19 protein-coding genes are annotated in these 25,520 nt (G+C 71.5%); 8 read left to right on the top strand and 11 right to left on the bottom strand.

The annotated features are described in order from the left end of the window. Window position 1 precedes the first annotated feature (1 nt). The 5 genes from CLV71_RS04180 to CLV71_RS04160 are packed head-to-tail and all read left to right on the top strand — an operon-like array spanning window position 2 to window position 6,420. The gene (locus CLV71_RS04180) at window positions 2-964 is read left to right on the top strand and encodes an enoyl-CoA hydratase/isomerase family protein (protein ID WP_133901277.1); all 963 of its coding nucleotides are present in this window, start codon (window positions 2-4) and stop codon (window positions 962-964) included. A gap of 48 nt (window positions 965-1,012) precedes the next feature. Next, window positions 1,013-3,406, top strand: a complete 2,394-nt coding sequence (locus CLV71_RS04175; protein ID WP_133901276.1) for a CaiB/BaiF CoA-transferase family protein — start codon at window positions 1,013-1,015, stop codon at window positions 3,404-3,406. A 26-nt stretch (window positions 3,407-3,432) separates the two neighbouring features. Then, on the top strand, window positions 3,433-3,744 hold the full coding sequence (locus tag CLV71_RS04170) for a hypothetical protein (protein WP_133901275.1): 312 nt from the start codon (window positions 3,433-3,435) through the stop codon (window positions 3,742-3,744). A gap of 4 nt (window positions 3,745-3,748) precedes the next feature. Then, window positions 3,749-5,188 carry a class I adenylate-forming enzyme family protein gene (locus CLV71_RS04165; RefSeq protein ID WP_133901274.1) on the top strand — a complete coding sequence of 480 codons (1,440 nt, stop codon included), beginning with the start codon at window positions 3,749-3,751 and terminating at the stop codon, window positions 5,186-5,188. Continuing rightward, complete coding sequence (locus tag CLV71_RS04160; RefSeq protein WP_166663924.1) at window positions 5,185-6,420, top strand: PucR-like N-terminal domain-containing protein; 1,236 nt, start codon at window positions 5,185-5,187, stop codon at window positions 6,418-6,420. Before CLV71_RS04165 ends, CLV71_RS04160 begins: the two co-directional genes overlap by 4 nt. A gap of 108 nt (window positions 6,421-6,528) precedes the next feature. Here the strand turns inward: CLV71_RS04160 and CLV71_RS04155 are convergent, their stop codons facing one another. Then, the gene (locus CLV71_RS04155) at window positions 6,529-6,915 is read right to left on the bottom strand and encodes a hypothetical protein (RefSeq protein ID WP_133901272.1); all 387 of its coding nucleotides are present in this window, start codon (window positions 6,913-6,915) and stop codon (window positions 6,529-6,531) included. 219 nt (window positions 6,916-7,134) lie between these two features. Between CLV71_RS04155 and CLV71_RS04150 the strand changes: the two genes are divergently transcribed. Further along, window positions 7,135-8,325, top strand: a complete 1,191-nt coding sequence (locus CLV71_RS04150; RefSeq protein ID WP_133901271.1) for an NAD(P)/FAD-dependent oxidoreductase — start codon at window positions 7,135-7,137, stop codon at window positions 8,323-8,325. Here the strand turns inward: CLV71_RS04150 and CLV71_RS04145 are convergent. The 10 genes from CLV71_RS04145 to CLV71_RS04100 form a co-directional block, all read right to left on the bottom strand. Further along, on the bottom strand, window positions 8,312-9,262 hold the full coding sequence (locus CLV71_RS04145) for an ABC transporter ATP-binding protein (protein WP_133901270.1): 951 nt from the start codon (window positions 9,260-9,262) through the stop codon (window positions 8,312-8,314). The two genes, CLV71_RS04150 and CLV71_RS04145, sit on opposite strands and share 14 nt — an antisense overlap. An 18-nt stretch (window positions 9,263-9,280) precedes the next feature. Next, the gene (locus tag CLV71_RS04140) at window positions 9,281-9,643 is read right to left on the bottom strand and encodes a DUF742 domain-containing protein (protein WP_133901269.1); all 363 of its coding nucleotides are present in this window, start codon (window positions 9,641-9,643) and stop codon (window positions 9,281-9,283) included. A gap of 3 nt (window positions 9,644-9,646) precedes the next feature. After that, complete coding sequence (locus tag CLV71_RS04135; RefSeq protein ID WP_133901268.1) at window positions 9,647-10,072, bottom strand: roadblock/LC7 domain-containing protein; 426 nt, start codon at window positions 10,070-10,072, stop codon at window positions 9,647-9,649. A gap of 27 nt (window positions 10,073-10,099) precedes the next feature. Next, window positions 10,100-12,157 (bottom strand): sensor histidine kinase, encoded by a 2,058-nt coding sequence (locus CLV71_RS04130; RefSeq protein ID WP_133901267.1) that lies wholly within the window; start codon window positions 12,155-12,157, stop codon window positions 10,100-10,102. A gap of 419 nt (window positions 12,158-12,576) precedes the next feature. Further along, a complete protein-coding gene (locus tag CLV71_RS04125; RefSeq protein ID WP_133901266.1) occupies window positions 12,577-12,936 on the bottom strand; it encodes a hypothetical protein in 360 nt (119 codons plus the stop codon). Next, complete coding sequence (locus CLV71_RS04120) at window positions 12,933-13,640, bottom strand: ABC transporter ATP-binding protein (RefSeq protein ID WP_133901265.1); 708 nt, start codon at window positions 13,638-13,640, stop codon at window positions 12,933-12,935. The genes CLV71_RS04125 and CLV71_RS04120 overlap by 4 nt, the downstream gene beginning before the upstream one ends. Continuing rightward, the gene (locus CLV71_RS04115) at window positions 13,637-14,347 is read right to left on the bottom strand and encodes an ABC transporter ATP-binding protein (protein WP_133901264.1); all 711 of its coding nucleotides are present in this window, start codon (window positions 14,345-14,347) and stop codon (window positions 13,637-13,639) included. Before CLV71_RS04115 ends, CLV71_RS04120 begins: the two co-directional genes overlap by 4 nt. Further along, complete coding sequence (locus CLV71_RS04110) at window positions 14,328-16,298, bottom strand: branched-chain amino acid ABC transporter permease (protein WP_133901263.1); 1,971 nt, start codon at window positions 16,296-16,298, stop codon at window positions 14,328-14,330. Before CLV71_RS04110 ends, CLV71_RS04115 begins: the two co-directional genes overlap by 20 nt. Next, window positions 16,298-17,665, bottom strand: coding sequence for an ABC transporter substrate-binding protein (locus tag CLV71_RS04105; protein WP_133901262.1), 1,368 nt, complete (start codon window positions 17,663-17,665; stop codon window positions 16,298-16,300). Before CLV71_RS04105 ends, CLV71_RS04110 begins: the two co-directional genes overlap by 1 nt. An 852-nt stretch (window positions 17,666-18,517) precedes the next feature. After that, entirely contained in the window at window positions 18,518-19,936 is a 1,419-nt protein-coding gene (locus tag CLV71_RS04100; RefSeq protein ID WP_133901261.1) for an MFS transporter, read from the bottom strand. Between the two features lie 148 nt (window positions 19,937-20,084). Here CLV71_RS04100 and CLV71_RS04095 point away from each other — a divergent pair, with 148 nt between their 5' ends. Both CLV71_RS04095 and CLV71_RS47475 read left to right on the top strand, forming a co-directional pair. Then, on the top strand, window positions 20,085-21,050 hold the full coding sequence (locus CLV71_RS04095) for a LysR family transcriptional regulator (protein WP_133901260.1): 966 nt from the start codon (window positions 20,085-20,087) through the stop codon (window positions 21,048-21,050). Between the two features lie 470 nt (window positions 21,051-21,520). Further along, the gene (locus tag CLV71_RS47475; protein WP_166663923.1) at window positions 21,521-25,516 is read left to right on the top strand and encodes a hypothetical protein; all 3,996 of its coding nucleotides are present in this window, start codon (window positions 21,521-21,523) and stop codon (window positions 25,514-25,516) included. Window positions 25,517-25,520 lie beyond the last annotated feature (4 nt).

The following is a 25,520-nucleotide window of genomic DNA, read 5'->3' as shown; positions in this document are numbered from 1 at the left end:
CATGTCTGACTCCGCCCGGCCGTCGCCAGAGGAGATCATCCTCTACGAGAAGGACCCCAAGACGCGGATCGCCACCATCACGTTCAACCGGCCGGACCGGCTCAACGCGCCCACGATCGGCGCGCGGCTGCGGTACGCGCGGCTGTTGCACCGGGCCAACATCGACGACGAGGTCAAGGTGCTCGTCATCCGAGGTGCCGGCAACGACCTCGGGAGCGGGGTGGACCTGCCCGAGTTCATGGAGGTGTACGCGGCCGAGGACGACGAGCCGAAGCTCGGCGAGTTCGGACTGTCCACTGAGGACGACGTGCGCATGCCGCCGCCCGGTTCCTTCCGCGGCGGCGCGCAGATCGGGCAGTGGTTCGCCGACCCGCGGTCTGGCTGCCGGACCCTCCAGGACTTCCGGAAGATCAGCATCCTGGAGGTCAAGGGCTACTGCTACGGCTGGCACTTCTACCAGGCCGCGGACGCGGACCTCGTCATCTCCTCCGACGACGCCCTCTTCGGCCACGCCGCGTTCCGGTACGCGGGCTGGGGTCCCCGGATGTGGGCGTGGGCGAGCACCATGGGCATCCGCAAGTTCCAGGAGATGGTGTTCACCGGGCGACCGTTCACCGCGGCGGAGATGTACGACTGCAACTTCCTCAACAAGGTCGTCCCCCGCGACCAGCTCGAGGACGAGGTCGCCAAGTACGCCCTCGCCTGCTCCCGCACCCGCCCGACGGATGTCGTGTTCCAGCAGAAGCTGTTCTTCGCGATGATGAAGCAGCACCAGGGCGAGTACATGGGCAGCATGCTCACCGGCCTGTTCGAGAGCCTGGGCAACTACTCCCGCCCGGACGCGGGTGACGCGTCACTCGACGAGATGCTCGGTCAGGGCCTCGCGAGCGCGGTCAAGGACAACGACGACCAGTTCCCACCGGACTTCCGGTTGAGCAGGTCGGGTCGCCGCAAGCCGGAGTAGGCCCGGCACCAAGCCACCACAACGATGTGCGAAGGCGGTACACCAGGAATGGGACCTCCCAGCCCGCTCACCGGGTACGCGGTCGTCGACCTGTCCTCCGGGATCGCGGGTGCCTACGCCACCAAGCTCCTCGCCGACGGCGGGGCCGGGGTGACCAAGGCCGAGCCGCCGGAGGGTGACCCGCTGCGAACCTGGTCGGCGTCCGGCGCGCCGATCCCACCGGACGGCGACGGCGCCCTGTTCAGCTTCCTCGCCGGTGCCAAGCGGAGCGTGGTCGTCGACCCCGACGACCAGGAGGCGCTGGCACGGCTGGACGCGCTGCTCGCCGGGGTCGACGCCGTCGTCTGGTCGCGGGGCACCCCGCTCGCGGAGCACCCGAGCCTGCTGCCGGAGGAGATTCTCCGGCGCCACCCACACCTCACCGTCACCGCCATCACCCCGTTCGGGCTGACCGGTCCGTGGCGGGACAGGCCGGCCACGGAGTTCACGCTCCAGGCGTGGTCGGGCGGGATCGTCGGGCTGGGCCGCGGGGCGCCGGACCGGGCACCGGTGCACGTCGGCGGCCAGGTCGGTGAGTGGCTCGCCGGCACCTACGCCGCCGCCGCGACGCTGGTCTCCCAGGCCGCCGGGCGCGGCCGGCTCGTGGACCTGTCGGTGCTGGAGGCCCAGGTCCTGTGCCTCACCTACTACCCGGTGACCTTCTTCGAGCTGCTCGGCCGGCCGTTCCGCTCGGTGCGGTCGCTGTTCGTGCCAGGGGTGTCGACGGCGAAGGACGGGCTCGTCGCGATCGGCTGCGCCACCGCACAGCAGTGGTTCGACCTGTGCGCGATGGTCGGCCACCCCGAGTGGATCGACCCCGACCAGCCGCTCGCGCTGATGGAACTGGCCGCGAAGGCGGCGCCCGAGCTGTACGCGTGGGTCGCCGAACGCACCGTCGCGGAGGTCCGGGAGCTGGCCACGGCGTTCCGGATCCCCAACGCACCCGTCAACCAGGGCTCGACCATCGCGGACGACGCCCAGTTCCGGTTCCGCGGCACGTTCCGGACCAACCCCCGGGACGGCTTCACCGAACCGGGGCCGCCCTACCGGCTGCACCCCGACGTGCTGCGCGAACCCGCACCCGCACCCCGGCTCGGCGAGCACTCCGCCGACCTCGGGAAGACCCGGCCGCGTGACGGCGACGGCGCCGCCGAGGACGCCCGGCTGCCACTGGCCGGGCTGCGCGTCCTCGACATGACCGCCTTCTGGGCCGGCCCCTCCAGCACACACCTGCTGGCCATGCTCGGCGCCGAGGTCATCCACCTCGAGTCCACCGGCCGTCCCGACGGCACGAGGCTCATCGCGGGCGTGCCGGCCACCGAGGACCAGTGGTGGGAGCGGTCGCCGATCTTCTGCGGGCTCAACACCAACAAGAAGAGCGTCACCGTCGACTTCCGGTCGGAACGCGGTCTCGACGTGCTGCGCGGGCTCATCGCCGACTGCGGCGTGGTCGTCGAGAACTTCACGCCCCGCGTGCTGGACCAGGTCGGCCTCGACTACGAGGCGGTCCGCGCCATCCGGCCGGACGTGATCATGGTCCGGATGCCCGGGTTCGGCCTCGACGGCCCGTACCGGGACAACGCCGCCTTCGCCTACGTCATCGAGGACGTGTCCGGGCTGACGTGGCTGACCGGCCACCCCGACCAGAACCCCGTCGAGCCGTACTCGCTCGGCGACCCGAACGCCGGGCTGCACGCCGTCACGGGCCTGCTGCTCGCGCTGGAGCACCGGCGGCGGACCGGGGAGGGCATGCTCGTCGAGGCGGCGATGGCGGAGGCGGCGGTCAACATCGCCGCCGAGCAGGTCATCGAGCACTCCGCGTACGGCGTCGAGCTGAACCGGGTGGGCAACCGGGGGCCGGTCTCCGCACCGCAGAACCTGTACCGCACGAGCGAGCCGGACGAGTTCGGCGGGAACGACTCGTGGGTCGCGATCGCGGTCGCGACGGACGAGCAGTGGGCGGCGCTGTGCGCGGCGGTCGACCGGCCCGACTGGGCCGAGGACCCCGGACTGTCCACCGTGGCCGGTCGCAGGGCCGCGCACGACGCGCTCGACGAGGCGTTGGGCCGGTGGTGCTCGACACGCACCGGGGACGAGGTCGTGACGGCGCTCTGGGCGGCCGGTGTCCCGGTGGCGAAGGTGCTTCAGCCGCACCGGCAGACCGAGCTGCCCCAGCTGCGGGAACGCGGCTTCTTCGAGACCGTGGGACATCCCGTCGGCGGTGCGGCCAGCTACAGCACGCTGCCGTTCCGGTTCTCCGACGGGACGTGGCAGGCACACCGGTCGCCAGCGCCGCTGCTCGGCGAGCACAACGAGGAAGTACTGACCCGGCTCGGCCTGTCCGCCGACGAGATCGCCGCGCTGCGGGCGGACGGCGTGATCGGCGACCGGCCCTCGTGGTGACGGAACGACTAGGAAGGGACTCCTCAATGGCAGTCAGCGTCGGGGTGACGCTCCTGAGCACGGTGGACGAGACGGCCGTGGTGGTCGTGCGCTGGTCCGCCGACGCGGCCGCGCTGACGTGTGGCGGCGTGCCGATGGTCGCCAAGGCCGACTACCTCGGGCCGTCCGGCGCGCGGGTCGAGGCCGGCCACGCGTCCGGGACGCTGCTGGGCAAGCGGTACGCCACACCGGACGGCGCCGTGGAGCTGCTGTGCGTGAAGCCGGGGCAGGGCTCGCTCGCCCTGGACGGCGTGCCGCTCGAGACGAAGACCGCCAAGCCACTACCCGCATCGGACTGATGACATGAACCTCACGACCCTGCTCGACATGGCAGCGGACGGCGGCGACGGACGTGCCGCGCTGACGAACGGCGGCGACGGCGTCACCGCGGCGGACCTGCGTGCGGCCGCACGCCATGGCGCGGCCGTGCTCATGCAGTCCGGCGCACCGGCCCTCGTGTACCTCGCGAAGAACGGACCGGCCTTCCCCGTGGCGTTGTTCGCCGCCGCGGTCGCCGGGGTGCCGTTCGTGCCGCTCAACTACCGCCTCGGTGCGGAACCGCTGAGTGCGTTGCTCGCCAACCACCCCCGCGCCTACGTGGTCGCCGACGAGCAGCACGACGCCGTCGCGAGACCGGTCGCCTCGGGGCTGACGACGCCCGAGGCGTGGCTGGCCAGGACGGCGAAGAAGGTGCCGGGGCGCCCCGTGCGCGAGCCGGCGCCCGACGCCACCGCGGTCGTCATCTACACCAGCGGCACCACCTCGACGCCGAAGCCCGTGTCGCTGCGGCACGACAACCTCGTGTCCTACGTCATCGGCACGGTGGAGTTCGGCAGCGCCGGGCCGGACGAGGCGTCACTGTCGTGCGTGCCGCCCTACCACGTCGCCGGGGTGGCGGGCGTGCTCAGCAACCTCTACGCCGGGCGCCGGCTCGTCTTCCTCGACCCGTTCACCCCCAGGGGATGGCTGGACCTCGTCAACGCCGAGCAGATCACCGGTGCCATGGTGGTGCCGACCATGCTGGCGAGGGTCATGGAGGACCCGGGCCCGGTGCCGAGCCTGCGCACGCTGGCCTACGGCGGCGCCGCGATGCCGCCGCGCGTGATCGAACGCGCGCTGCGGGAGTGGCCGTCGGTCGGGTTCGTCAACGCCTACGGGCTGACCGAGACCAGCTCGACGATCTCCGTGCTCGGCCCGGACGACCACCGCGACGCCCTCGCCTCGACCGATCCGAAGGTGCGGGCGCGGCTGCACTCGGTGGGCCGGCCCGTCCCCGGCGTCGAGATCGAGATCCGGGACACCGACGTGCTGCCGGCCGGCGAGTCCGGGCTGATCTGGGTCCGTGGCGCGCAGGTCGCCGCGGGCGGCTGGTTCGACACGCGCGACCTCGGGCACCTCGACGCGGACGGCTACCTCTTCGTCGAGGGCCGGGTGGACGACACGATCATCAAGGGCGCGGAGAACATCTCGCCCGCCGAGATCGAGGACGTGCTGCGCCGCCAGGACGGCGTCGCGGACGCCGTGGTCGTCGGTGTCCCCGACGACGAGTGGGGCCAGCGGATCGAGGCCGTCGTCACCCCGGAACGCGGCGCCGAGCCCGACCCGGAGCTGCTCCGCGAGGCGGTCCGGCTGGTGCTGCGTGGTTCCAGGACACCGGACCGGGTCACGGTGTGGGCCGAGCTGCCGCGCACGGACACCGGCAAGGTGCGGCGACGGGACGTCGTGGCCACGCTATGTCGGTGAGCACCAACGGAACCCGTCGTCTGGGGGTGATCATGCACACTCGTACGAGGGTGCCGTCGGAATCGGCCACGAGACTGCGCCAGCTGTCCGACCTCCTGGTGAAGGAGGTGCTGCGGGAGATCCAGGACAACGTCGACGCGTACGCGCCGCCGCTGCCGACCCGGTTGCACGCCGGGTTCGTGCACGTCATCGAGACGGGCATCGACCTGTGCTTCGACGCCGTCTTCCGCACGGGCGGCGGGCGCGCCGACTGGCGGCCCGTGATCCGGGCCGTCGGCGAGGGCGAGTTCCTGCGCGGCAGGACCACCGAGCCGCTGCAGGCGGCACTGCGGATCGGCGCACGTGTGGTGTGGCGGCACGTCAGCCTCAACGCCGCTGAGCTGGGCGCGTCGCCGGAGTCCCTGTCCGACATGGCCGAGGCCGTCTTCGCCTGGGTGGACGAGCTGAGCCGCGAGGCCATCGCCGGGCACCACGACGCACAGGCCAGGGCGCGGGAACGGGTCAGCCACCTCGACGTGCGGGAGCAGGCCAGACAGCAGCTGGCCCGGATCATCCTCTCGGGAGGTCCGGCGGACCAGGAGTGGGTCCGGACGCTGGCACAGGCGGCGGACTGGCCGCTGCCGGACCGCGTCGTGACGATCGCGGTGGAGCCGCGCGGCGAGAACGACGACCTGGACGAGATCGCCGCGCTGCGCGAGGTGCTCGTCGACCGGGTGGACAGCGCGTCACCCTGTGTCGTGATGCCGGATCCCGGACAGGAGCGGGACGGCGTCGCGGACCTGCTCGCCGGGAGACGGGCCGCCGTCGGCCCCGCCGTCGGACTGGCCGAAGCCCACCGCTCCCTGCTGCTCGCGCGGCGGCTGCTCGGGCTGAGCAGGGCGAGGGACGAGCCGACCCAGAGGATCTCGTGGTGCCAGGACAACCTCACGACACTGCTGTTGCTCGTGGATCCGTTCCTGACGGCCCAGCTCCAGGAGCACATCGAGACCGCGTTCGCCGGGCTCACCCACAAACAGCGCGACCGGATGGCCACCACCCTGCTCGCCTGGCTGCAGCGTTGTGGCACGCACAACGAGATCGCCGCCCGCCTCGACGTGCATCCGCAGACGTTCCGCTACCGCGTGCACCAGCTGCAGGAACTGCTCGGCGACAAGCTCGCCGACCCCGACGCCAGGCTCGCCATGGAGCTGGCGCTGCGCGCCAGGATGCTCTTCGAAACGGAATCCGGGTAACGCCGTTACTCAGTCGGTGACAATAGCTCCAACTAATTCCGGTGAGCGACTGACAAAGCATTTCCCGGAACTTGACAGACAATTGACGGCCATCCTACATTCAGGCTGTCAGCGAATTTGTTTCCCGAAACCACCACCGCACCGCCAGGAACCAAACGTGAATTTGGCCGAGAAAGTAATCGTGGTGACCGGCGGTGCGCGGGGAATCGGCGCGGCGCTCGCGCTCCGCTTCGGCGATGAGAGGCCGCGCGGCATCACGAGCCGCAGCGCCGAGACGCCGCCGCCGAAGCCGCTGCCGAAGCCGCTGCCGACGACGACCGCCCGCTCGCGCTGTTCGGTCACCCTGACCCTGGACCCGCTCGTCTGAGCACTCGCCTGACCGGCGCCGCCCACGATGCCGCCGAGGGCAGCCGCGCCGAGCGCGGCGGCGCCGAGCAGCTTCCTGCGGCTGACCCCCGCGGCCTGCCCGTCGGGTGTGGAGGAGTTTTCGGACATGGTCGACTCCATCGTCTTCCGTTCTGTCGCGAACGAGCGTACGGATTCCTGCCCACTGAATACACCCGAGAATACCGAGCGAGAACGTGGCCGAGCAATCCGAAATTCACCACAACAATGGAGTGCCGACAATAGCAGAAAGTGATAAGTCCCGAATCACTCTCGCACTCTGCTACGGTAGAAGAAATACTCCCGACCCACAATTGCGAAGGAACGGCGATGAGTGTCGGCCTCGTGCCAGGAAGCGTTCTCGTGGTCGGCGCGTCGGTCGCTGGACTGTCCACCGTGGAGGCGTTGCGACGCAGGGGTTATGCCGGTCACGTCACGCTGCTCGGGGGCGAGCGGCACCTGCCCTACGACCGGCCGCCACTGTCCAAGCAGGTCCTCTCGGGCGCCCGGCCGGCCGACCGCACCACGCTGCGGACCGGACCGGCGCTTTCCGCCCTGCGGGTCGACCTCGTCCTGGACGACCCCGCCGTCGGTCTCGACACTGCCACGCGCACGGTGCGCACGGCGGCCGGACGCGAACTGCGTGCCGACGCGGTGGTCATCGCCACCGGTGCGCGGCCGAGGACGCTGCCCGGCCAGGACGAGCTGGCCGGGGTCCACGTCGTGCGGACCATCGAGGACGTGACCGCACTGCGTGCCGACCTGCTCGCCTCGGCACGGCTCGTGGTCGTCGGCGAGGGCGTGCTCGGCGCCGAGATCGCCGCGACCGCACGGGGCATGGGCCTCGCCGTGACCGTGGCGGGGCCGCTGCGGACTCCGCTGGCCATGCAGGTCGGTCCGGTCGTCGGGGAGCTGCTCGGGGACCTGCACACCGCCAACGGCGTGACGCTGCGGCTTGGCGCCCCGGTCGCCGGCATGACCGGCGAGCACGGCCGGGTGACCGGTGTCCGCCTCGCGACCGGCGAGGTGCTGGCGGCCGACGTGGTCGTGGTCGCGATCGGCGCCGTCCCCGTCACCGACTGGCTCGCCGGCAGCGGGCTCACCCTCGCGGACGGTGTCGTGTGCGACTCCCGGTGCCTCGCGGCACCCGGGATCCACGCGGCAGGCGACGTGGCGCGCTGGCAGCACGAGGGGCTCGGGGTGCTGACGCGGCTGGAGAACCGCACGAACGCCGTCGAGCAGGCGATCGCGGTCGCCGACAACGTCCTCGGCGCGGACCGCCCCTACTCCCCCGTGCCCTACTTCTGGACCGACCAGTACGACGTCAAGCTGCAGACGCACGGCGTCCTGCCGCCCGACGCCGACGTGCGCGTCGTGGACGGTGACCTCGACGCGCGCCGGTTCGTCGTCCAGTACCTGCGCGACGGCCGCGTCACCGGCGTGCTCGGCTGGAACATGCCGAAGCAGCTCCGGCTCCGCCGCCAGGACGTGGTCGACGCGTCGGCACTCACCCGACCCTGACCGCGGGGCTCTGTCCCGTGTGGAGGCTCAGGTACACGTCCTCGAGGGTGGGCTCGGTGACCCGGACGTCGGCCACGTCGAAGCCCGCCGTGCCGACGAGCCGGATGATCGAGACGACGTCCGCGCCGCCCGCCACCGGCACCACGACGGTGGCGCGGAGCGGGTCGGCGACCCCGGGGTGTCCCGCCTGCCGCAACCAACCGGCGGCCCGGTCACCCTGCCACGCGTCGGCGAAGGTCAGGGTGAGCGTCTGGGTCCCGATGCGGCGTTTCAGCTCCGCCGGCGTGCCGGCCGCCACGACCCGGCCCAACGCGAGCACGGCGACCTCGTCGGCGAGGTGCTCGGCCTCGGCGAGGTACTGGGTCGTGAGCACCACGGTGATCCCGGTGTTCGCCAGGCCCTTCACCATGTCCCACAGCTGGCGGCACGCCACCGGGTCGAGCCCGGTGCTCGGCTCGTCCAGGAACAGCACGTCCGGTCTGCCGAGCAGGCACACGGCGAGGTCCGTTCGGCGCCGCATGCCACCCGAGTAGCCGCGCACCGGCAGGTCGGCCGCGTCGGCGAGCCCGAACACGTCGAGCAGCTCACCCGCCCGCCGGCGGGCCTGCCGCACGGTGGCGCCGAGCAGGCGCGCGAAGAGCACGAGGTTGTCCCTGCCGGACAGGTCGTCGTCGAGCGTCGTGAACTGGCTCGCCACGGCGATCCGGCGCCGCACCCGCGCACCGTGCTCCCGGACGTCCCAGCCGCACACCAGCGCCGTGCCGGTGTCGGCGGGGATCCGCGTCGAGAGGATGTCGATCAGCGTCGTCTTGCCGGCGCCGTTGTGCCCGAGCAGCCCCAGGATCCGGCCCGCGCCCACCGCCAGCGTCACGTCGGCGAGCGCCTGGACCGCGCCGAAGGTCTTGCCGAGCCCGGTGGTCGCGATCAGCGGTTCCATGTACGCGCGCTCCTCCAGTCACAACCGGCGGACACCTTCGAGCACCGCCTGCAGCAGGACCATGTCCGGACCGGCGTCGGAGATCGAGTTCCCGCAGAGCACCAGGTCCCCCTCGTCCAGCAGGTCGCCGACCAGCACCTTGGCGACCAACAGGGGCAGGTCCAGATGTGCGGCTATCTCGGCGACCGACAGCGGCTGCCACCGGCAGAGCCCGACGATCCGCCCGTACTCGCCGCCGGGCGGTGTCTCCGGCTGGGCGGCCTGGACCAGGCTGATGACGTCCAGGTCCCGGCGCCCGGTCTCCGTCCGGCCCCGGACCAGGGCGAACGGCCGGACGAGCCCGCCGTCCGGTTGTTCGAACCACGTCTGCGGGTCGGTCACGACTCACCTCGGCGCGCCGAACCACGGATCGCCCGCCCGCTGCCGCGGCTCGGCGGAGAGCGCGACCCCGACCTGTTCCACGAGCACGTTCACCTCGAAGGCGACCATCGCCATGTCGGCGTCCTCCTCGGCGAGCAGTGCGAGGCAGGCACCGCTGCCCGTCGACGTCACGATCAGGAACGCCGTGTCCAGCTCCGCGAGGGTCTGCCGCGCCGTGCCCTTGCCGAACTGGTTGCCCGCCCCACGGGCGAGGCTGTGCATGCCCGCCGCGATCGCCGCGAGGTGCTCGGCGTTGTCCCGCGAGACGCTCTTGGACCGCGCCATCAACAGCCCGTCGGCCGACAGCACGACCACCTGTTCGACGCCGGGCAGGCGGTCGACGAGGTCGTCGAGCAGCCAGTCGAGCCGGTGGGTGTTCGGGTCGAGCATGTCTTCCGCCTTCGTGGAGATGAGTGATCACGTACCGAGTCCCTGACGGCGGGCCTGGCGACCCAACCTGGTGCCCCGCAACAGTTCCGCCGTCCGGTCACGGGACCGTTCCGCCGTACGCTCCCGGCCGGCCTCGGTGCGCCGGTGCCGGCCCGGCACCGGTTCCGGCGCCGGCTGTCCCCGATGTGGCCGGCTCGCGGCCACGAGTGAGGACGGGACGAGCACGACCGCCCGGGTGCCACCACCCTGCGACGGGCTGAGCGTGACGGCGACGCCCTGGCGGCCGGCGAGCCGCGCCACGACGAACAGCCCGAGGCGCATCCGCTCGGTCAGCGCCATGACGTGGAAGTCGGGTGGCTCGTGCAGCACCGCGTTGAACCGCGCCAGCCGGTCCGCCGGGATGCCGAGACCCCGGTCCTCGATCTCGAGCACCACCGCCTCGCCGATCACGCTCCCCCGCACGTCGACCGGTTCGTGCGGCGGCGAGAAGGAGGTGGCGTTGTCGACCAGCTCGGCGAGCAGGTGCACGAGGTCGGCGACCGCGCCGCCGTCGATCGAGACGTCCGGCACCCGGATCGTGGTCACCCGCGTGTAGTGCTCGGTCTCGGCGACGGCGGACTGGCAGACCTGGTCCAGGCGCACCGGTTCACGCCACCTGCGGCCCGGCCGGCCACCGCCGAGGATGACCAGGTTCTCGGCGTGGCGCCGGGCCCTGGTCGCCAGGTGGTCGAGGCGGAACAGCAGCTCGAGGTGCGCGGGGTCCTGTTGGCGCCGTTCGGCCTCGTCCAGGACCTCCAGCTGGCGGTGGACGATGACCTGGCCGCGGTGCGCGATGTTCAGGAACACCGCGTTCAGGCCCGCGCGGGTCTCCGCCTCACGTGCCGCCGCGAGGACGGCCGTCTCCTGGGCCTTGGTGAACGCCTCCGCGACCTGCCCCAGCTCGTCGGTGCCGAGCTCCAGCCTCGGCACCTCCGCCACCGCGGCGTCCAGCTCGCCGGCACGCAGCCGCTGGACGACCACCGGCAGGTGCTCGTCGGCGATCGCGAGGGTGTGCTCGCGCAGCCGGTCCATGCGGCCCACGAGCCGGTTCGCCAGGCGCAGCGCGACGAGGAACGCCGCGACGGCGATCAGCAGGATGGCGATGCCGGCGACGAGCGAGCTGACGAGCGTGCTCCGCGCGTTGTCGAGTGCGGCGCCCTCGCCGAAGTGGACCTGGTCGACCAGCATCGCGACCAGCTCGTCGGTGACGGCGGTGGCGGCGTGCTGCCAGGCGGCCATGTCGAGCGGGAGCGGGCCGGCACGGTCGAGCAGGGCGTTCGCCTGCTCGCCGAGCAGGCGCCACGAGCCGGAGGCGACGAGCCGTTCGTACCGGTCCCGGCCGTGCTCGCCCAGCGCGGGCGCCAGGCGGGCGAGCCCCGTCCGGTAGGCCCCGACCAGGTCGGAGTACTCGCGCAGCCCGGACCGGTCGAAGCCGCCTGCCGCGACCGCGCACGCGGCCAGCGCGTTGGCCCGGGACATCGCCTCCAGCACCTCGTAAACCCCGCCGGCCACGGCGAGCCGCGACGAGCTGGTCAGGTCGGGCGCGTGCGCGGCCGCGCCCCGCTGACCGGCGCCGATCGCGTCGGTGAGCTGGTTGTAGGCGGCGTAGGCCTGTGCCGGGGACACCGAGCGGGCATCGACCGCCCCGCGCAGGGCATCGAGCCCGGCCCACGCCGTCATCAGCGAGTCGGAGGCGCCTCTGACCCGCTCGTCCTCCAGGTCGAGGTCACCGACGGCGGTGATCTCCCGCAGTGCCCTGTCGAGCAGGGGCCGTTGCGCGGTGAGCCCCGCGGCGACGGAGGCGTCACCGCCCAGCCAGAGCATGCTGAGCCTGCGTTCCTCGATGACCTGGCCGAAGAACAACACCCCGGGGCTCGCCGTCCGCTGCATCGCGGTCGCCTGGGTGCGCTGGCTGATTCCCTCGTGGACCAGATAACCCGTGGCACCACCGCCCAGCAGCAACAGAGTGCCACTGGGAATGAGCGCGATGGTCAGAACACGCGCTTTGATGGACCGCCCACCACGGCGCCCCCACGGGAATTGCATCGATCAGCTCCGGTCACATCCGGGAAAGGGCTCGAGTACGCCCGCGCATCAACCTTAACCCCCGCCCAAGTATATGCGACAAGAGAGTTAATCGATGTTTTGCGACACCATCAGATCGTCATAACAAATCCGCGCCGTGATTGTCGTTCCGTGATGAATTCGAGTACGGCGGGGCGGGCCGGACGGCGCCGCTGACCTGGACGTCTCGATCCCCTCGGCCGGCCTGCTGGGCAACGCCTCCGGGTTCCAACTCTCCGCGGCGTTCGCCGGTTGGCTCGGCGGGCAGCTCGTCGCAGGGCCGGGACCGAGGTCGATCTACCTCACGGCCGCGCTGATCACGGTCGGCGGCCTGGGCATCGCGCTCCACACCGTGCACCGCGACCGCCGACCGGTCGGCCGTACCGCGGGAGCGTAGGCGGTCACTCCGCCATGCGGTCGTCCCCGTCCTTCAGCCGGTCGGCGAGCGCGGCGATGTCGAAGGACTGGCGGGCCATCCAGAACCGGAGGAAGCCGGTGAGCGAGTACCGCAGGAACAGGGCGCTCCCGACGACGCAGCCCGCGATGCCGCCGAGCGCGAGGGCGAGGGCGTCGCGCTGGGCGAGCGGGTCGGAGGTGCTGTGGGTCATGAAGTACGCGGACCCGGCGAGCACGAGACCCAGCACCATCAGCGTGGCGCCCACGCGTAACCAGAGGGTCGACCGTCCCGCCGCGGGGTCGGGGATCTTCAGCTCGGCCAGCTCGCGCACGAACCGGTCGGCACGCGACTCGGTGGTGGTCATGTCGTACTCCCCAGGTAGAGGGTGGCCAGGTCCTTGCGCAGTCCGTCGTCAGGACGGCCCTGCCGCTCGATTCGGCCGCGCACGAGCACGGCCACCCGGTCGGCGATACCGAGCACACTCGTGGCGAACTGCTCGACGACGACCACGGCCGGTCCCTGCCGGGCGATCTCGGCGACCTGCTCGTACAGCTCGGCAACGACCTTCGGCGCGAGCCCCATCGACAGCTCGTCCAGCAGCAGCACGGCGGGATCGGTGGCAAGCCCCCTGGCGAGGGCCAACATCTGCTGCTCACCGCCCGACAACGTGCCCGCCGCCTGCGACGCGCGCCGCGCGAGGACCGGGAACCGCGCGTAGGCCACGCTCTCGACCTCCTCGCGGCCGCGACCGGTGAACGTCATCATCCACAGGTTGTCCCGCACGGACAGGTTCGGGAACACCCCACGACCCTCCGGGATCAGACACACCCCGGCCCGCGCGAGATCCCGAGGTGCCGCACCCGTGACATCCCGACCACCGAGCAGCAGCCGCCCGGCCGCGAGCGGATGCACGCCCGCGGCCGTGCGCAGCACCGTCGTCTTCCCCGCGCCGTTGGGTCCGAGCAGCGCCAGGACCTCCCCGGCGTCGACGGCGAGGTCGACGCCACGCACGACGGTGACGCGATCGTATGCCGCGTGCGCCGAACGGAGTTCCAGCAGTGGCGTCATGCCGCCCCCAGGTAGGCCGCGACCACGGTCCTGTCGCGCCGGACGGCCTCGGGCGGACCGACGGCGATGACCTTGCCGAGGTCGAGGACGTGCACGACGTCGCAGACGGCCATCACGAGCGACATGTCGTGTTCGACGAGGACGACAGCTGTCCCGTCGGCGGCGACGGACCGCAGCAGCGCGGCGAACCGCTCGGTCTCGGCGGCGTCCTGGCCCGCGGCGGGCTCGTCGAGCAGGAGCACCGACGGCCGCACGGCCAGCGCCCGGCCGACCTCGACCAGACGGCCGAGACCGGTCGGCAGCGCGTCCGCGGCGAGGTCCGCGACGTCGGTGAGCGCGAGCCGGTCGAGCAGCGCGTCCACGGCACGGGCCGCGTGCCGGCGCTGCGGTCCGAGCTCGGCGGCCACCAGGAGGTTGTCGCGGACGCTGAGCCGGCCGAACAGCTCGAGCCGCTGGAAGGTCCTGCCGAGCCCGCGCCGGGACCGGCGGGCCGGGTTCATGCGGGTGACGTCGCGGCCACCGAGGCGAACCCGGCCCGACAGCGGCCGGCGCAGCCCGGAGACGACGTCGAAGAGCGTGCTCTTCCCGGCGCCGTTCGGGCCGATCAGCCCGGTGACCCGGCCGGCCTCCGCCGCCAGTGCCACGCCGTCGAGCGCCTTCGCCCGTCCGAACGCGACGGTCACCCCGCTAACTTCCAGTGATGGCACGGTCCAGCTCCTCCCCGTCGCCCGGACGCCATGGCCGTCGCACGCCCCGCCACTCGACCGGCACCTCCTCGGGCCTGGTGCGGGCCCGCGCGGCCGACGCCGACGCACGCCGCGACCACGCGACGACCCCGTCCGCGTGCCGGCCGAGGGCGATGCCTGCGAGGCTGGGCAGCAACGCGACGGCGGTCTGCGCCCACGGTGCCACGACCACGAGTGCCTTCGCAGGCACGACGTAGGCCGCGCCGGTGAACAGGCCGGTGCCGACCAGGCCGAGACCGCCGACCACCGCGATGAGGAACAGCGGCAGCCCGGCCACGAACGAGAACTGTTCGGCGGTGATCGCACGTTGCTGCATGCCGTACAGGGCGCCGCCGAGGCCCGCGATGCCCGCGGACAGCCCGAACACGGCCACCCGCGCGCGAAGTAGGCTGCCGCCGAGGGTCGCGTACGCGGCCTCGCTGTCCCGCAACGCGATCAGCCGCCGCCCGGACCGGCTGCGCCGCAACCACGCGACGCCGAGCGAGGCGAGCGCGAGGACCACGGCGGCGAACACCGTCAGCTCCGCCCCGGTGTCGAGCTGCCAGCCGAACAACCGGGGCCCGCTCACCGCGACCGAGCCCTGGTCGAACAACGCGACACGAACCCCGAGGACCTCGAACGAGGGCAGCGTGAAGATCCACCGGTCCAGCACGACCGCGAACGCCGCCGTGCCCAACGCCAGGTACACCCCGGACAGCCGCAACGCCGGGATCGCGACCAACCCACCCACCAGCGCCGCGACCAGGACCGCCCCGAGGAGCGCCACCGGGTTGCCCTGCGCACCGAGATGACCCCACACGACCGCGCCGATCCCGGCCATGCTCAGCTGACACAACGAGATCTGCCCCGCGTAACCCGCGAGCGGCACGAACGACAACGCCACCACACCGAGGGAGAACACCGGCCCGTAGGTGATCAGGTCGGCCTCCCCCAGCATCGTCGCGAGCACGACGCCGAACGCGATGGTGACCCCGGCGAACACCCAGGTGCCACGCATGCTCGGCAGCGGCACCCTGACGAGCTTGCGGTCCCGGCCCCGGAGTCTGCCGTGGTGGAAGACGAGCAGGGCGAGGAACAACAGGAGCGCCGGGGCCGCCAGCCGCAACCCCGGCAGGTAGGGGTTCTGCGGCAGGTAGCCGGTCAGGTAGCTCTCCAGGCAGCCGACCACGACCGCACCGAGGAAGGTCAGCGGCAGGCTGCGGAGCCTGCCGAAGATCGCGGCGGTGTAGGCGCTGACGATCAACAACGACAGCTGGGTGGCGTCGAGCGCGACGGTCGGCGCGATGAGAATCCCTCCGACCGCCGCGAGCTGGGTACCGAGGATCCACGCGACCTTGTTGGCACGCACCGGGTCGGCGCCGGTGAGCCCGGCCAGCGCCCGGTCGTCCACGGTGGCGCGCATCTCCGTGCCTGCCCGCGTCCGGTACAGCAACACCCACAGCCCCACGGCGACCAGTACGGCGACGGCCATCGTGGTCGCCTGGTGCCAGGTGACCACCGTCGGCCCGATCCGCAGCGGCGGCGACTCGGCGAAGAACGTCGGCAGCGGCCGCGGCTTGGTCGGGTCCCACACCAGTTGGGCCAGCACGATCGAGCCGCTCAGCAGTGCCACGGTCATCACGAGCCGCTCGGCCTCGCCGAGGTGCCCGACCGGCCGCAGTACGATCCGCTCCACGAACAGGCCGAAAACCGGGGCGAGCAGGCCCAGCACCACCACGAGCGCCAGCGGCACCGGCCAGCCCCAGTCGACGGTCAGCTGCCAGTACACGAACGCCGCCAACATCCCGGCCGCGCCGTGCCCGAAGTTGAACACGCCCGTGGTGGTGTAGGTGAGCACGAGCCCGCTGCCGATCACCGCGTAGATCGCGGCGGTCGAGAGCCCGACGATCCCGAACGTGAGCAGCTGCTCCATCACTTGACGTCGTTCAAGCTCTTACCGACGTCGGCGAGCGTGGCGGGCTTGGGGTAAGGACCCTGGTACCTGTACTCCGGCGCGTCACAGCGGTAGGCACCCTCGTCCGGCTCGAAGTCGGCAGGCTCCCAGCCGTCCCTGGTCGCCTTCTCCACGTTGAAGCAGGTGACCGGACCGTCCTGGTTCGACATGTCGGCCGGCGCGGTGAGGCCACCGCCGGTCCACTTGGTCTCCTTCATCGCCGCGTCGTACACGCACCGGCGGGTCAGGTCGTCACCACAGGACTTGGCGGCCTTGGCGAACAGCAGCCACGCCGCGAACGCACGCACCGCAGGCATCGACACGTGGGCGTCCGGCGCGTACTTGGCGAACAGGTCGGAAAGCTGCTTCGTCGCCGGGTTGTCGTCGGCCTTCTCCAGCGGGTAGACGCCACTCAGGTCGGCCACGTTGTTCTGGAGTTCCAGCGTCGCCGGGCCGGCGAGCTGGATGAACTCGGGGCCGTAGGAGTTGCTGTTGACGTCGATCCAGTCCAGCTTGTAGCCGATGTTCGTGAGCACCTGCTCCAGCTTGGCGAGCTGCGTGAAGTCACCGAGGAACACCAGGCCCTTGACGCCCTTGCTCTTGATGGACTGCGCGTAGGGCGTCCAGTCCGTCACGCCCTGCACGGGGTAGAGGTCGTCGTAGCTGAGTGTCCCGCCGGACCCGACGAGGACCTCCTTCGTCTGGGCCGCCAGGACTTTCGTGATCGCCGCGTCCCCGGAGATCAGGCCCACCGCACCCGCCGAGTCCGGGTACGCGTCCTTCATCAGCCAGCCGTAGAAGCCGGCGTACCGGTTGTACGAGGCGCCGCCCAGGCTCGCCACCTGCAGGTCGGAGCCGATGTTGCCGACCATCGTGACCTGCGCGGGGAACGACGGCAGCAGGCACTGGAGCCGCTGCTGGACACCCAGGGCGTCCAGCGCGGCGCCACCGCCGACCAGTGCGAAGTCCTCACCGCAGGCCTCCAGCATGCGCTGGGGCACCTCGGTCAGCTTGGCGTCACGGGTCGTGGCGACGACCTCGCGGCCATTGATGCCGCCCAGCTCGTTGCACCACTTCGTGAACACCGTCGCGGTATCCACGAAATGGGACTGCTTGGTGAAGCTGACATCGGTGAAGACACCGACCTGGATCGTGTCCGCGGTGACCCCCTGCGTCGGCGCGGACTTCGCGTCACCCTTCTGGCACACGTTCTTCAGGTCGCCGAAGTCGGCGGAGCTCGCCTGTTCCCGCGGTGAATCCTCCTGACCCGCGGGACCGCTGCGGGCACACCCGCCGGCCAGGAATACCACGGCCACACAGGCGGCGAGGACGGTCTGCAATCTCACAACGAGTCTCCTCTGCTGTCCATCATTGGGCAGTCAGGTGGCCGGGTGCGACATATGCGCCGCCACTCGAGCCCTCTCGCCGGAGAAACTAACGACAATTTCCCAGAAAATCAAAACAACTCATCCAGTGACAACTGCCGGGTCCGACAACACAGGAAAAACGCCAAAGAAACGGACAGCCGCGAATATCTTAGCCAACGCGAGCTATTCGAGGGCGGCTTCACCGGCCGAGTCGGCGCCACGCGGCACCGATGACGCCGGGCCGACTCGACCGGCCCGCGGGCCGGTCGGCGTGCGCCTGGACCGACGCCAGCCTATCTGGTCATTTCGGGGCAAACGCGGCGAGGAGGGACACCTTCGGCTGGATGCCCGCAGGGTTCCTGCTCGCGGACCACGGTGATCATTCCGGTCACGAGCCGGCGGCCGACCGCCGCGGGGGCAGCTTCGTGCTCTACCTCCTCTCCGACCGCCCGACCGCCGATGCGGGGAGCTGCCCCGCATTCGGTGACAGTCACACGGTCCAGAAATAGTCATTTCGCGACAAGGATATTTCCACGCCGACAGGAACACGCCCGCCAATCTGCACATCCGCGAGGACGGCGCTGCCGGAGCCGACATATCAGGCCCACCAGACGGCATTCGCCGCACGGTTTCCCGGTCACTTCGTCGACGACGGCCGGAGCCGGACTCAGTCCAGCGCCGGTGCGGTGATGTCGGCCGCACGGCGGCCCGGCCGCGGCCGGGCCGACCTCCCGATCCGGCCGAGGGCCCTGTCCGGGTGAACCCTGCCGGGGACGCGCGCGGACGACCTCCGCGGACTCCCCCGGGTGACGGGTCGCTTCCGCTGTCGTGTCAGGACCCGCGTCCGAGGAAGGTGCCCACGACCGCCGCACCCACCAGCAGGACCACGCCCGCGACGACGAGCGCGAACCGCGCGCCGCCGGTATGCGCGTCACCGTCGCTCAACAGCGCGCCGAGCACCGCGACGCCGAGCACCGCACCTGTCTGGCGGGCGGAGTTCAGCGCGCCGGATCCGACACCCGCGAGCTCCGTCGGCACCGAGCCGACGACGGCGGCCAACAGGGACGGGATCGCGAAGGACACGCCGAAACCGAGTACGAGCAGACCGACCACGGCGATCACGACCTCACCCGGGGAGTTGCCTGCGAACAACACCTGGGCCAGTGTGCCGACCGCCATCATGACGAAGCCCAGCGTCGCCGGTACGCGGACGCCGATCCGCGCGACGAGCCGCCCGGTGAGGATCGGGTTGAACGCCGTCGGGACGGTCAGGGGAAGCAATGCCAGTCCGGTGACGGACGGGGAGAAGCCGTGGGTGTCCTGGAAGGACAACGACAGGACGAAGAGCACACCGGTGAGCCCGAAGTTCGCGACGGCGCCCGCGACCAGACCGGCGGCGAACACCGGGCCGCGGAAGAGCCCGCCGGGCAGCACCGGCCCCCCGTTCTCGGTGGCCGGCCTGCGTTCGGCCGCCACGAACACCACCGCGCCGACCACGAAGAGCCCGAGCGCGACCAGCACCTGCTGATCGTCCCAGCCGAGCGGACCGCTCTGGATGAGCCCGAAGGCAAGCCCGCCCAGCGCGACCACCGCCGCGACCTGGCCTGTCAGGTCGATTCCCCGGCCCGGTCGCCGCGCGGTCTCCGGTGCACGGCGCGTGGTGATCCACACGCAGACCAGTGCGACCGGTACGTTGACCACGAAGATCGCGCGCCAGCCGAACGCGTCGGTGAGCAACCCGCCCGCGATCGGCCCGGCCACCAGACCCGATCCGCTGAGCGCCGCCCACACGCCGAGAGCCCTCGCCCGCGCCGACGGGTCGGCATGGGTGTTCGCGATCAACGCGAGAGAGGTCGGCACCAGCAACGCGCCGGCGAGGCCGAGCACGGCGCGCAGCGCGATGAGCATGCCCATCGACGTGGCCGCGGCGCTGATCGCGGAAAGCGCCGCGAACGACCACAACCCGATGAGGAAAACCCGCCTGCCGCCGAACTTGTCGGACAGGGCGCCCGCCGTGAGGAGCAACGCGGCGAAGGTGACGGTGTACCCGTTCGACACCCACTGCAACGAGCTGAGCCCGCCCGAAAGGTCGTCGCCGATGGCGGGCAGGGCGACGGTGATGATCGTCGTGTCGAGCATGACGAGGAAATAACCGAGAGAGAGCGCGAGCAGGAGAAGCCCGTCACGATTCCCCGCCACGGCAGGTGGTGGCGTCGCACTGGTACTCGACGGTGTTCTTCGCGTTGTCATGGCCCGCTTTCTCCCGAGAGGCGAAATGGACAGTCCGGACGTGCCCGACCTCCACGTGTCACCTTCCCAGCGGAACGCTGCGGACAGAAGCAGGCAGTTACGATGGCCGGGATCGGCGCGACCGATGGATCGGACAGGAGTTCCCTCAATGGAGTTGCGGCACCTGCGTGCGTTTCGCGCCGTGGCGAGGACGTTGAGCTTCACCAGGGCGGCAACGGAACTGCACTACGCCCAGTCGAGCGTGACCGAGCAGATCCAGGCACTGGAGACCGAACTCGGTTCGCGGCTGTTCGACCGGCGCGGACGCAAACTCGAACTCACACCGGCCGGAGCGCGCCTCATCGAGTACGCCGACCGAGTGCTGTTGCTCGTCGAGGAGGCGCGGTCCGCCGTGGTGGACGATCCGGACGAACCGTCCGGGGAGCTCACGATCGGCGCGCTGGAAACGCTCTGCGCGCACCGCCTGCCGTCGGTGCTCGCCAGGTACCGCGCGGCCTGCCCGAGGGTGAAGGTGATCGTTCGGGAGGGCAACCGCGGCGAACTGTACGGCGCGGTGCGCCGCGGTGAGCTCGATGCCGGCCTCACCTTCGGCAGTCCGCCTGCCGACGAGGCGCTGGCCGGCCGCACCCTGGCGCACGACAGACTGATGGTCGTCGCTCCGACCACACACCGGTTGTCCTCGCTCGACGAGGTGCGCATGCTCGACCTGCACCGGGAGCCGTTCCTCGCCACCGAGCCGGGTTGCGGGTTTCGCGAGATGTACGACCGGGCGGTCGGCGGACTCGGCCCGGACGGACCGGTCGTCATCGCGGAGGTCACGAGCTTCGCGGCGTTGTGCAGTTGCGTCGCGGCCGGCATGGGGTGCGCCCTCCTGCCCGAGATCGCGGTCAGCGGACCCGTGGCTCGTGGCGAGGTCGCCGCGATCCCGCTCGCCGGCGCCGAGTCGCGGACCACGGTGACGATGACGTGGCTGCGCCGCCGGGAACGCAAGAGCGCACTGGCCGCGTTCCTCGAGACGGCCGGGGAGGTGTTCACCGGTCTCGGTGTAGCCGGTTCCTCCGTGCCCGTCCCTCCGAAGATCCCGCCCAGAACACACGCCCACGGCAACGGCTGACCACTGTGGACCGTCCGAGGTGAAGATCTCGTCGACGTCCGAGGTCGCGTGATGAACAGGGCGGTCCACGATGACACCGGACAGCGACACGGGCAGCGATGACCGGGCGTGGCCCCCGACCCGACACCCGCGATCCGGCTTCGCCGGACCCTTTTCCGTCACGGGTCAAAACGGATTGCTGTCCACAGACGGTCGATTGAGAACCGGCCGGTCGCATTGCGCGACGAGACGGAGCGGAAAAGCAGTCCGGCGTCGGCGCGACGCGATTCCGGAACACCGCCTTGCGGGCCACGTGAATCTTCCACCTGTCGAGAGTGGGCTTGGTGAGATCACCCCAAAAGGGTTGGCAGTAAGCCACTTCCGCCTGTTGCCCGGCCCACCTGGAGTCCGCTATAGTCGTGCGAGACTTTCACGGGGAATCAAATCACGGTGTTTCTACTAGTGGCATTGCCGGATTGTTGATGCCATTCATGAGTAATGTGTTAATGGTGCCCGTCCATCTGGACGCCCTTTATTGTCCATGTGACCGCACCGTCGTCGGAGGCTCCGTCGAGTTCGACAGACTGCCGTTCACCGACGGCACGGCCGACGTGAACTGCGACGTGGCGCAGATCAGCGAGGAGATCGTCGCCAGGCCGTTCCAGGACGCGACCGCGGTGTTGCGCGCGGGGGTCCACCTGCACTGGTCGTTGCCCGACGCGCTCACACACGGCCACCACCGCCAGGACTCCCGCGGCGCGGACACCGGCTACCGCACCGACTTTCCCGCCGTGCCCACGCGTTGGCTGGTCCGCCGGAGGTTCAGCGGAGCGGGTGACGCCCCGCTGCCCACCCGTTCCTGGGTGGTGGAGAGCGACTACCTGCATCCCGACGGCACCGGCGCCACGGTCGGTGTCGCCGTACCGGTCGCGCCGGGACCTGGGCGGCACCGGCCGTTCCGGTATCTCGGGCGCACGGTGCCCAAGGAGCTGTGGACCGAGGAGGACCCGGCCGCCGAGTACGTGTCGCCGCTGACCGCCGTCGGTTTCGAGAGGGGCACCGACGAGTACAGCGACCCGGTGTTCGCCGCGCTGTACCCCAACTGCCACAGCGTGTTCGGCTTCCACGACCCGGAGATCAGCGGGCCGCTGCCCGCCGGGCTGCGGTACGACCTGCTCGGTTGGTACGCCGACGCCGGTCAGGACTTCCTGCGGACCGTGGCCGACAGCGCCGCTCTCGAGAGCGAGGCCGCGTGGACGATCACCCCGACGTGGACCGGGGACCTCCCGACGATGCTGACCTGCTACGCCAGCCTCGGGTTCACCACACCAGCCCCACCGCCGGGTGAGCGGACGGTCGTCAGCGTCGGCAACACGGGCACCGAGGCGTTGTCGGTGGCGCTCGCCGCCCGGCTGGACCCGGCCAACAGGTTCGCCGTGGAGGACCAGCTCGAGGGGATCCAGCTCGCGCCGCGGCTGGCGCGGCACACCCTGGACGTCGGTGCCCGGTTCCGCGCGTTGCGCCACGAGAAGGGGTTCACCGCGCACCGCGGCGACGTGCGGTGGACGATCAGCCCCTCGGGCGTCTCGGCGGTTCCCCGGCCGGCCGACGTCGGCCGGGCTCAGGCACAGGCCGAGGTGCCGCTCCCGCCGGAGCTGGCCGACCTGCTCGCCGCGCTCAACGACGCCCAGCAGACCAGGGACCGGGCCGCCACCGAGCTGGAGTCCGCACGCCGCCAACTGTTCGCCGACTGGTACAAGTACCAGCTCTGCGCCTACCCGCCGGACGCCACCGGCGCCTACCCGGACGTCGACGAGGCGCGGGCGTTCCTGGAAACCGAGGACCTGCCCCTGGTCAGCGCGCTCGCGGCCGCGGTCGAGCCGGGACCCGGTACACCGGAGGACCGGCTGCGGGCCGCCCACACCGCCGCGACGGTGGCCCTCGACCGGCTGAACGACTCGGCGCCGCTGCGGGCCGCCGGGCTGCGTTACGAGCTCAAACCGGTGGTGGCGCCACGGTTCTGGCAGCCGACCGACCCCGTGGTGCTGTTCACCGGCGACGACGCGGTGGCGGTCGACCGCCACGGCAGGGACGGGCGGCTGCGTGCCGACGACCGGCTCGCCTGTCACGTCCTGCCCTGGGACCTGCTGAAGGACGTCCTCGCCGACGACCAGCGGGCCTTCGACCTGCTCGTCAACAGCCTGCGGGAGTTCGAGGACGGGCAGGACGGCAGCGTGGCGTTCCGCGACTCGGACGGCGCGCCGTGGAACCCGATCGAGCTGGAGTGGGAGGTGGCCGTGTCCCCCGTGCGGGAGCAGGGCAACCTCCACCCGGAGACCGACAGCTACGACCCCGGGTTCATCACGACCAACTACACCCTCACGGGGCAGGACCCGGACCTGGTCGAGTCCGGTGCGTCACCCGCGGTGGCCGGCGCGGTGGCCGTCTACAGTGGCGCGACCTACCTGACCTGGCACGCGGGTGAGCGGCTCCGCCAGGCCATCACCGACTTCCTGCGCGAGGAGATCCTGCCCGAGTTCCTCGCCGCCACCGGCGGGGACCCGGCCACCGACCCCGCCGCGGTGCTCGACGACCTGCTGGTCTGGTACCGGTCGTCCCGGGGCACCGAGTTGGACACCCCCGCCGAACGTGCGGCGGACGCCGGTCACGTGGCCATCCGCGCGCTCCAGGAACTGCGCGGGATGAACTACCTCGCCCAGTCTCTCGGCGGGTTCAACGACGCCCTGCTCATGCACCGGACGACGAGGCAGCTGCCGATCGCCGACCCGCTCGGCTTCGACGACGACCGCGCGCTCGCCGCGACCGTGGCGGCGGCCGTCGGCACCGGCAACCGCAGCGCTCCCCTGCCGCTGAACGACTTCGCGCCGATCCGCGGCGGTGTGCTGCGGTTGCGGCGGCTGCGCCTCGTCGACACGTTCGGGCAGGTGCGGGACGTGCCGGTCGACGACGCGCTCGCGGCGGAGACCATGACCACACCGGGGAACCCGGAGCTGGTCAGGCTGGCACCCCGGTTGTCCCAACCGGCCAGGCTGGTGTTCCGTTGGCTGGCCGCGGACGCCGACATCGAGACCACCGAGCACCCGGACACCTCGCCGATCTGCGGCTGGTTCTCACCCGACCACCTCGACGCCGGCCTCGCGGTCCACGACGCCTCGGGCCGGGCGCTCGGCACGATCGAGCCACCGGCGGTCTGGCGTCCGGCCCCCGGCGGCACCGGCGCGGCCACCGTCGCCGGCATCGTCAACGACACGTTGCGCCGTACGGTCGCCGCGATCCTGCGCCTGGGCGCGGACTTCCTGACGCAGCTGATGTCCGCCGTGGACGGTGCGCTGGACAACATCGAACCGGCGGCGGCCGACCAGCACGTCGACCTCGCGGTGCTGGTGGGCCGGCCGCTCGCGCTGGTCCGTGCGGCGCTGGACCTCGAGGTGCTCGGCATGCCTGCCGTACACCAGGGGTGGAACCAGTTCCGGCAGGACATGGCCCGCACCACGCGGGACACCGACGGTTTCACCCGGGTCGCCTTCCCGGTGCGGCTGGGCGCCTACCGGCAGCTCGACGACGGCCTGATCGGCTACTGGCGCGACGGCGAGGACACGTTCTACTCGCCGCAGTCCGACGGGTTCGACCACCCCGCCATCCGCACCTACGCCGACGGGCCGCTGTTCGTGGCGCACGCCGTCGACGACCCGTCGCAGGTGCTGCGCATGCTGGTCGACCCGCGCGGCACGGTGCACGTGACGGCAGGCATCCAGCCGGTCAAGGCGATCACCATCCCGCCGGCCCACTACGCCCCCGCGCTGGGCCGGATCGAGGTCGCGTTCCCGTGCGGGCCGGTGCTTACCGACCCCACCGAGCTCGACCTGCCGCTGCCGGTCGAGCCGGGCTACCGGTGGGGCTGGACGGGGGGCGGCCTTCGTGAGACCTCGCAGGCGCCCACGATCCACCGGGACGTCTTCGTCGACGCGCTGGCCTCCCGACTCTGGGCACACCTCGTCGACCCACACGTCGCATGGCTGCGTCAGGTGCCCGGCGCGTCCGGCCGCATTCGGGCGGTCCCACCGGCACAGCGGGTCAGTGCGGAACTGGGCGCCCCGTTCCTGGCGATGACCGCCGGTGTCGAGCAGGTCCTCGCGCCGCTGGGCGACACCATCCTCGAACGCCTGGCGACCGTGGACCGGCTGGCGGCGACTGTCGGCCGGCCGGTGTGGGACGCGCTGCTGGAGCCCGAGACCGGGTGGCTCGCACCGGTCGACGGCGACTCCGCGCGGGCGAGGGTGGTCGCGAAGGACAGTCGCGCCAGGCAGGCGCTCGCCGCGGGACTCGCCGGCACCGAGCCGCTCGTGGAGTCCATCGTGGACCTCGGGGCGACCAGGATCGGGCCGGTGACCACGGCGGTCACCTTCGCCGCGGGCCAAGAACTGCGGGGCGGCCGGCTGACACTGCGTGCCGACGAGTCGGCCTGACCGG

The sequence above is a fragment of the Actinophytocola oryzae genome, from assembly GCF_004364325.1.
Lineage (GTDB): Bacteria > Actinomycetota > Actinomycetes > Mycobacteriales > Pseudonocardiaceae > Actinophytocola > Actinophytocola oryzae.
The sequence above is the reverse complement of the archived record's forward strand: the minus strand, read 5'-3'. Positions and strand labels throughout refer to the sequence as shown.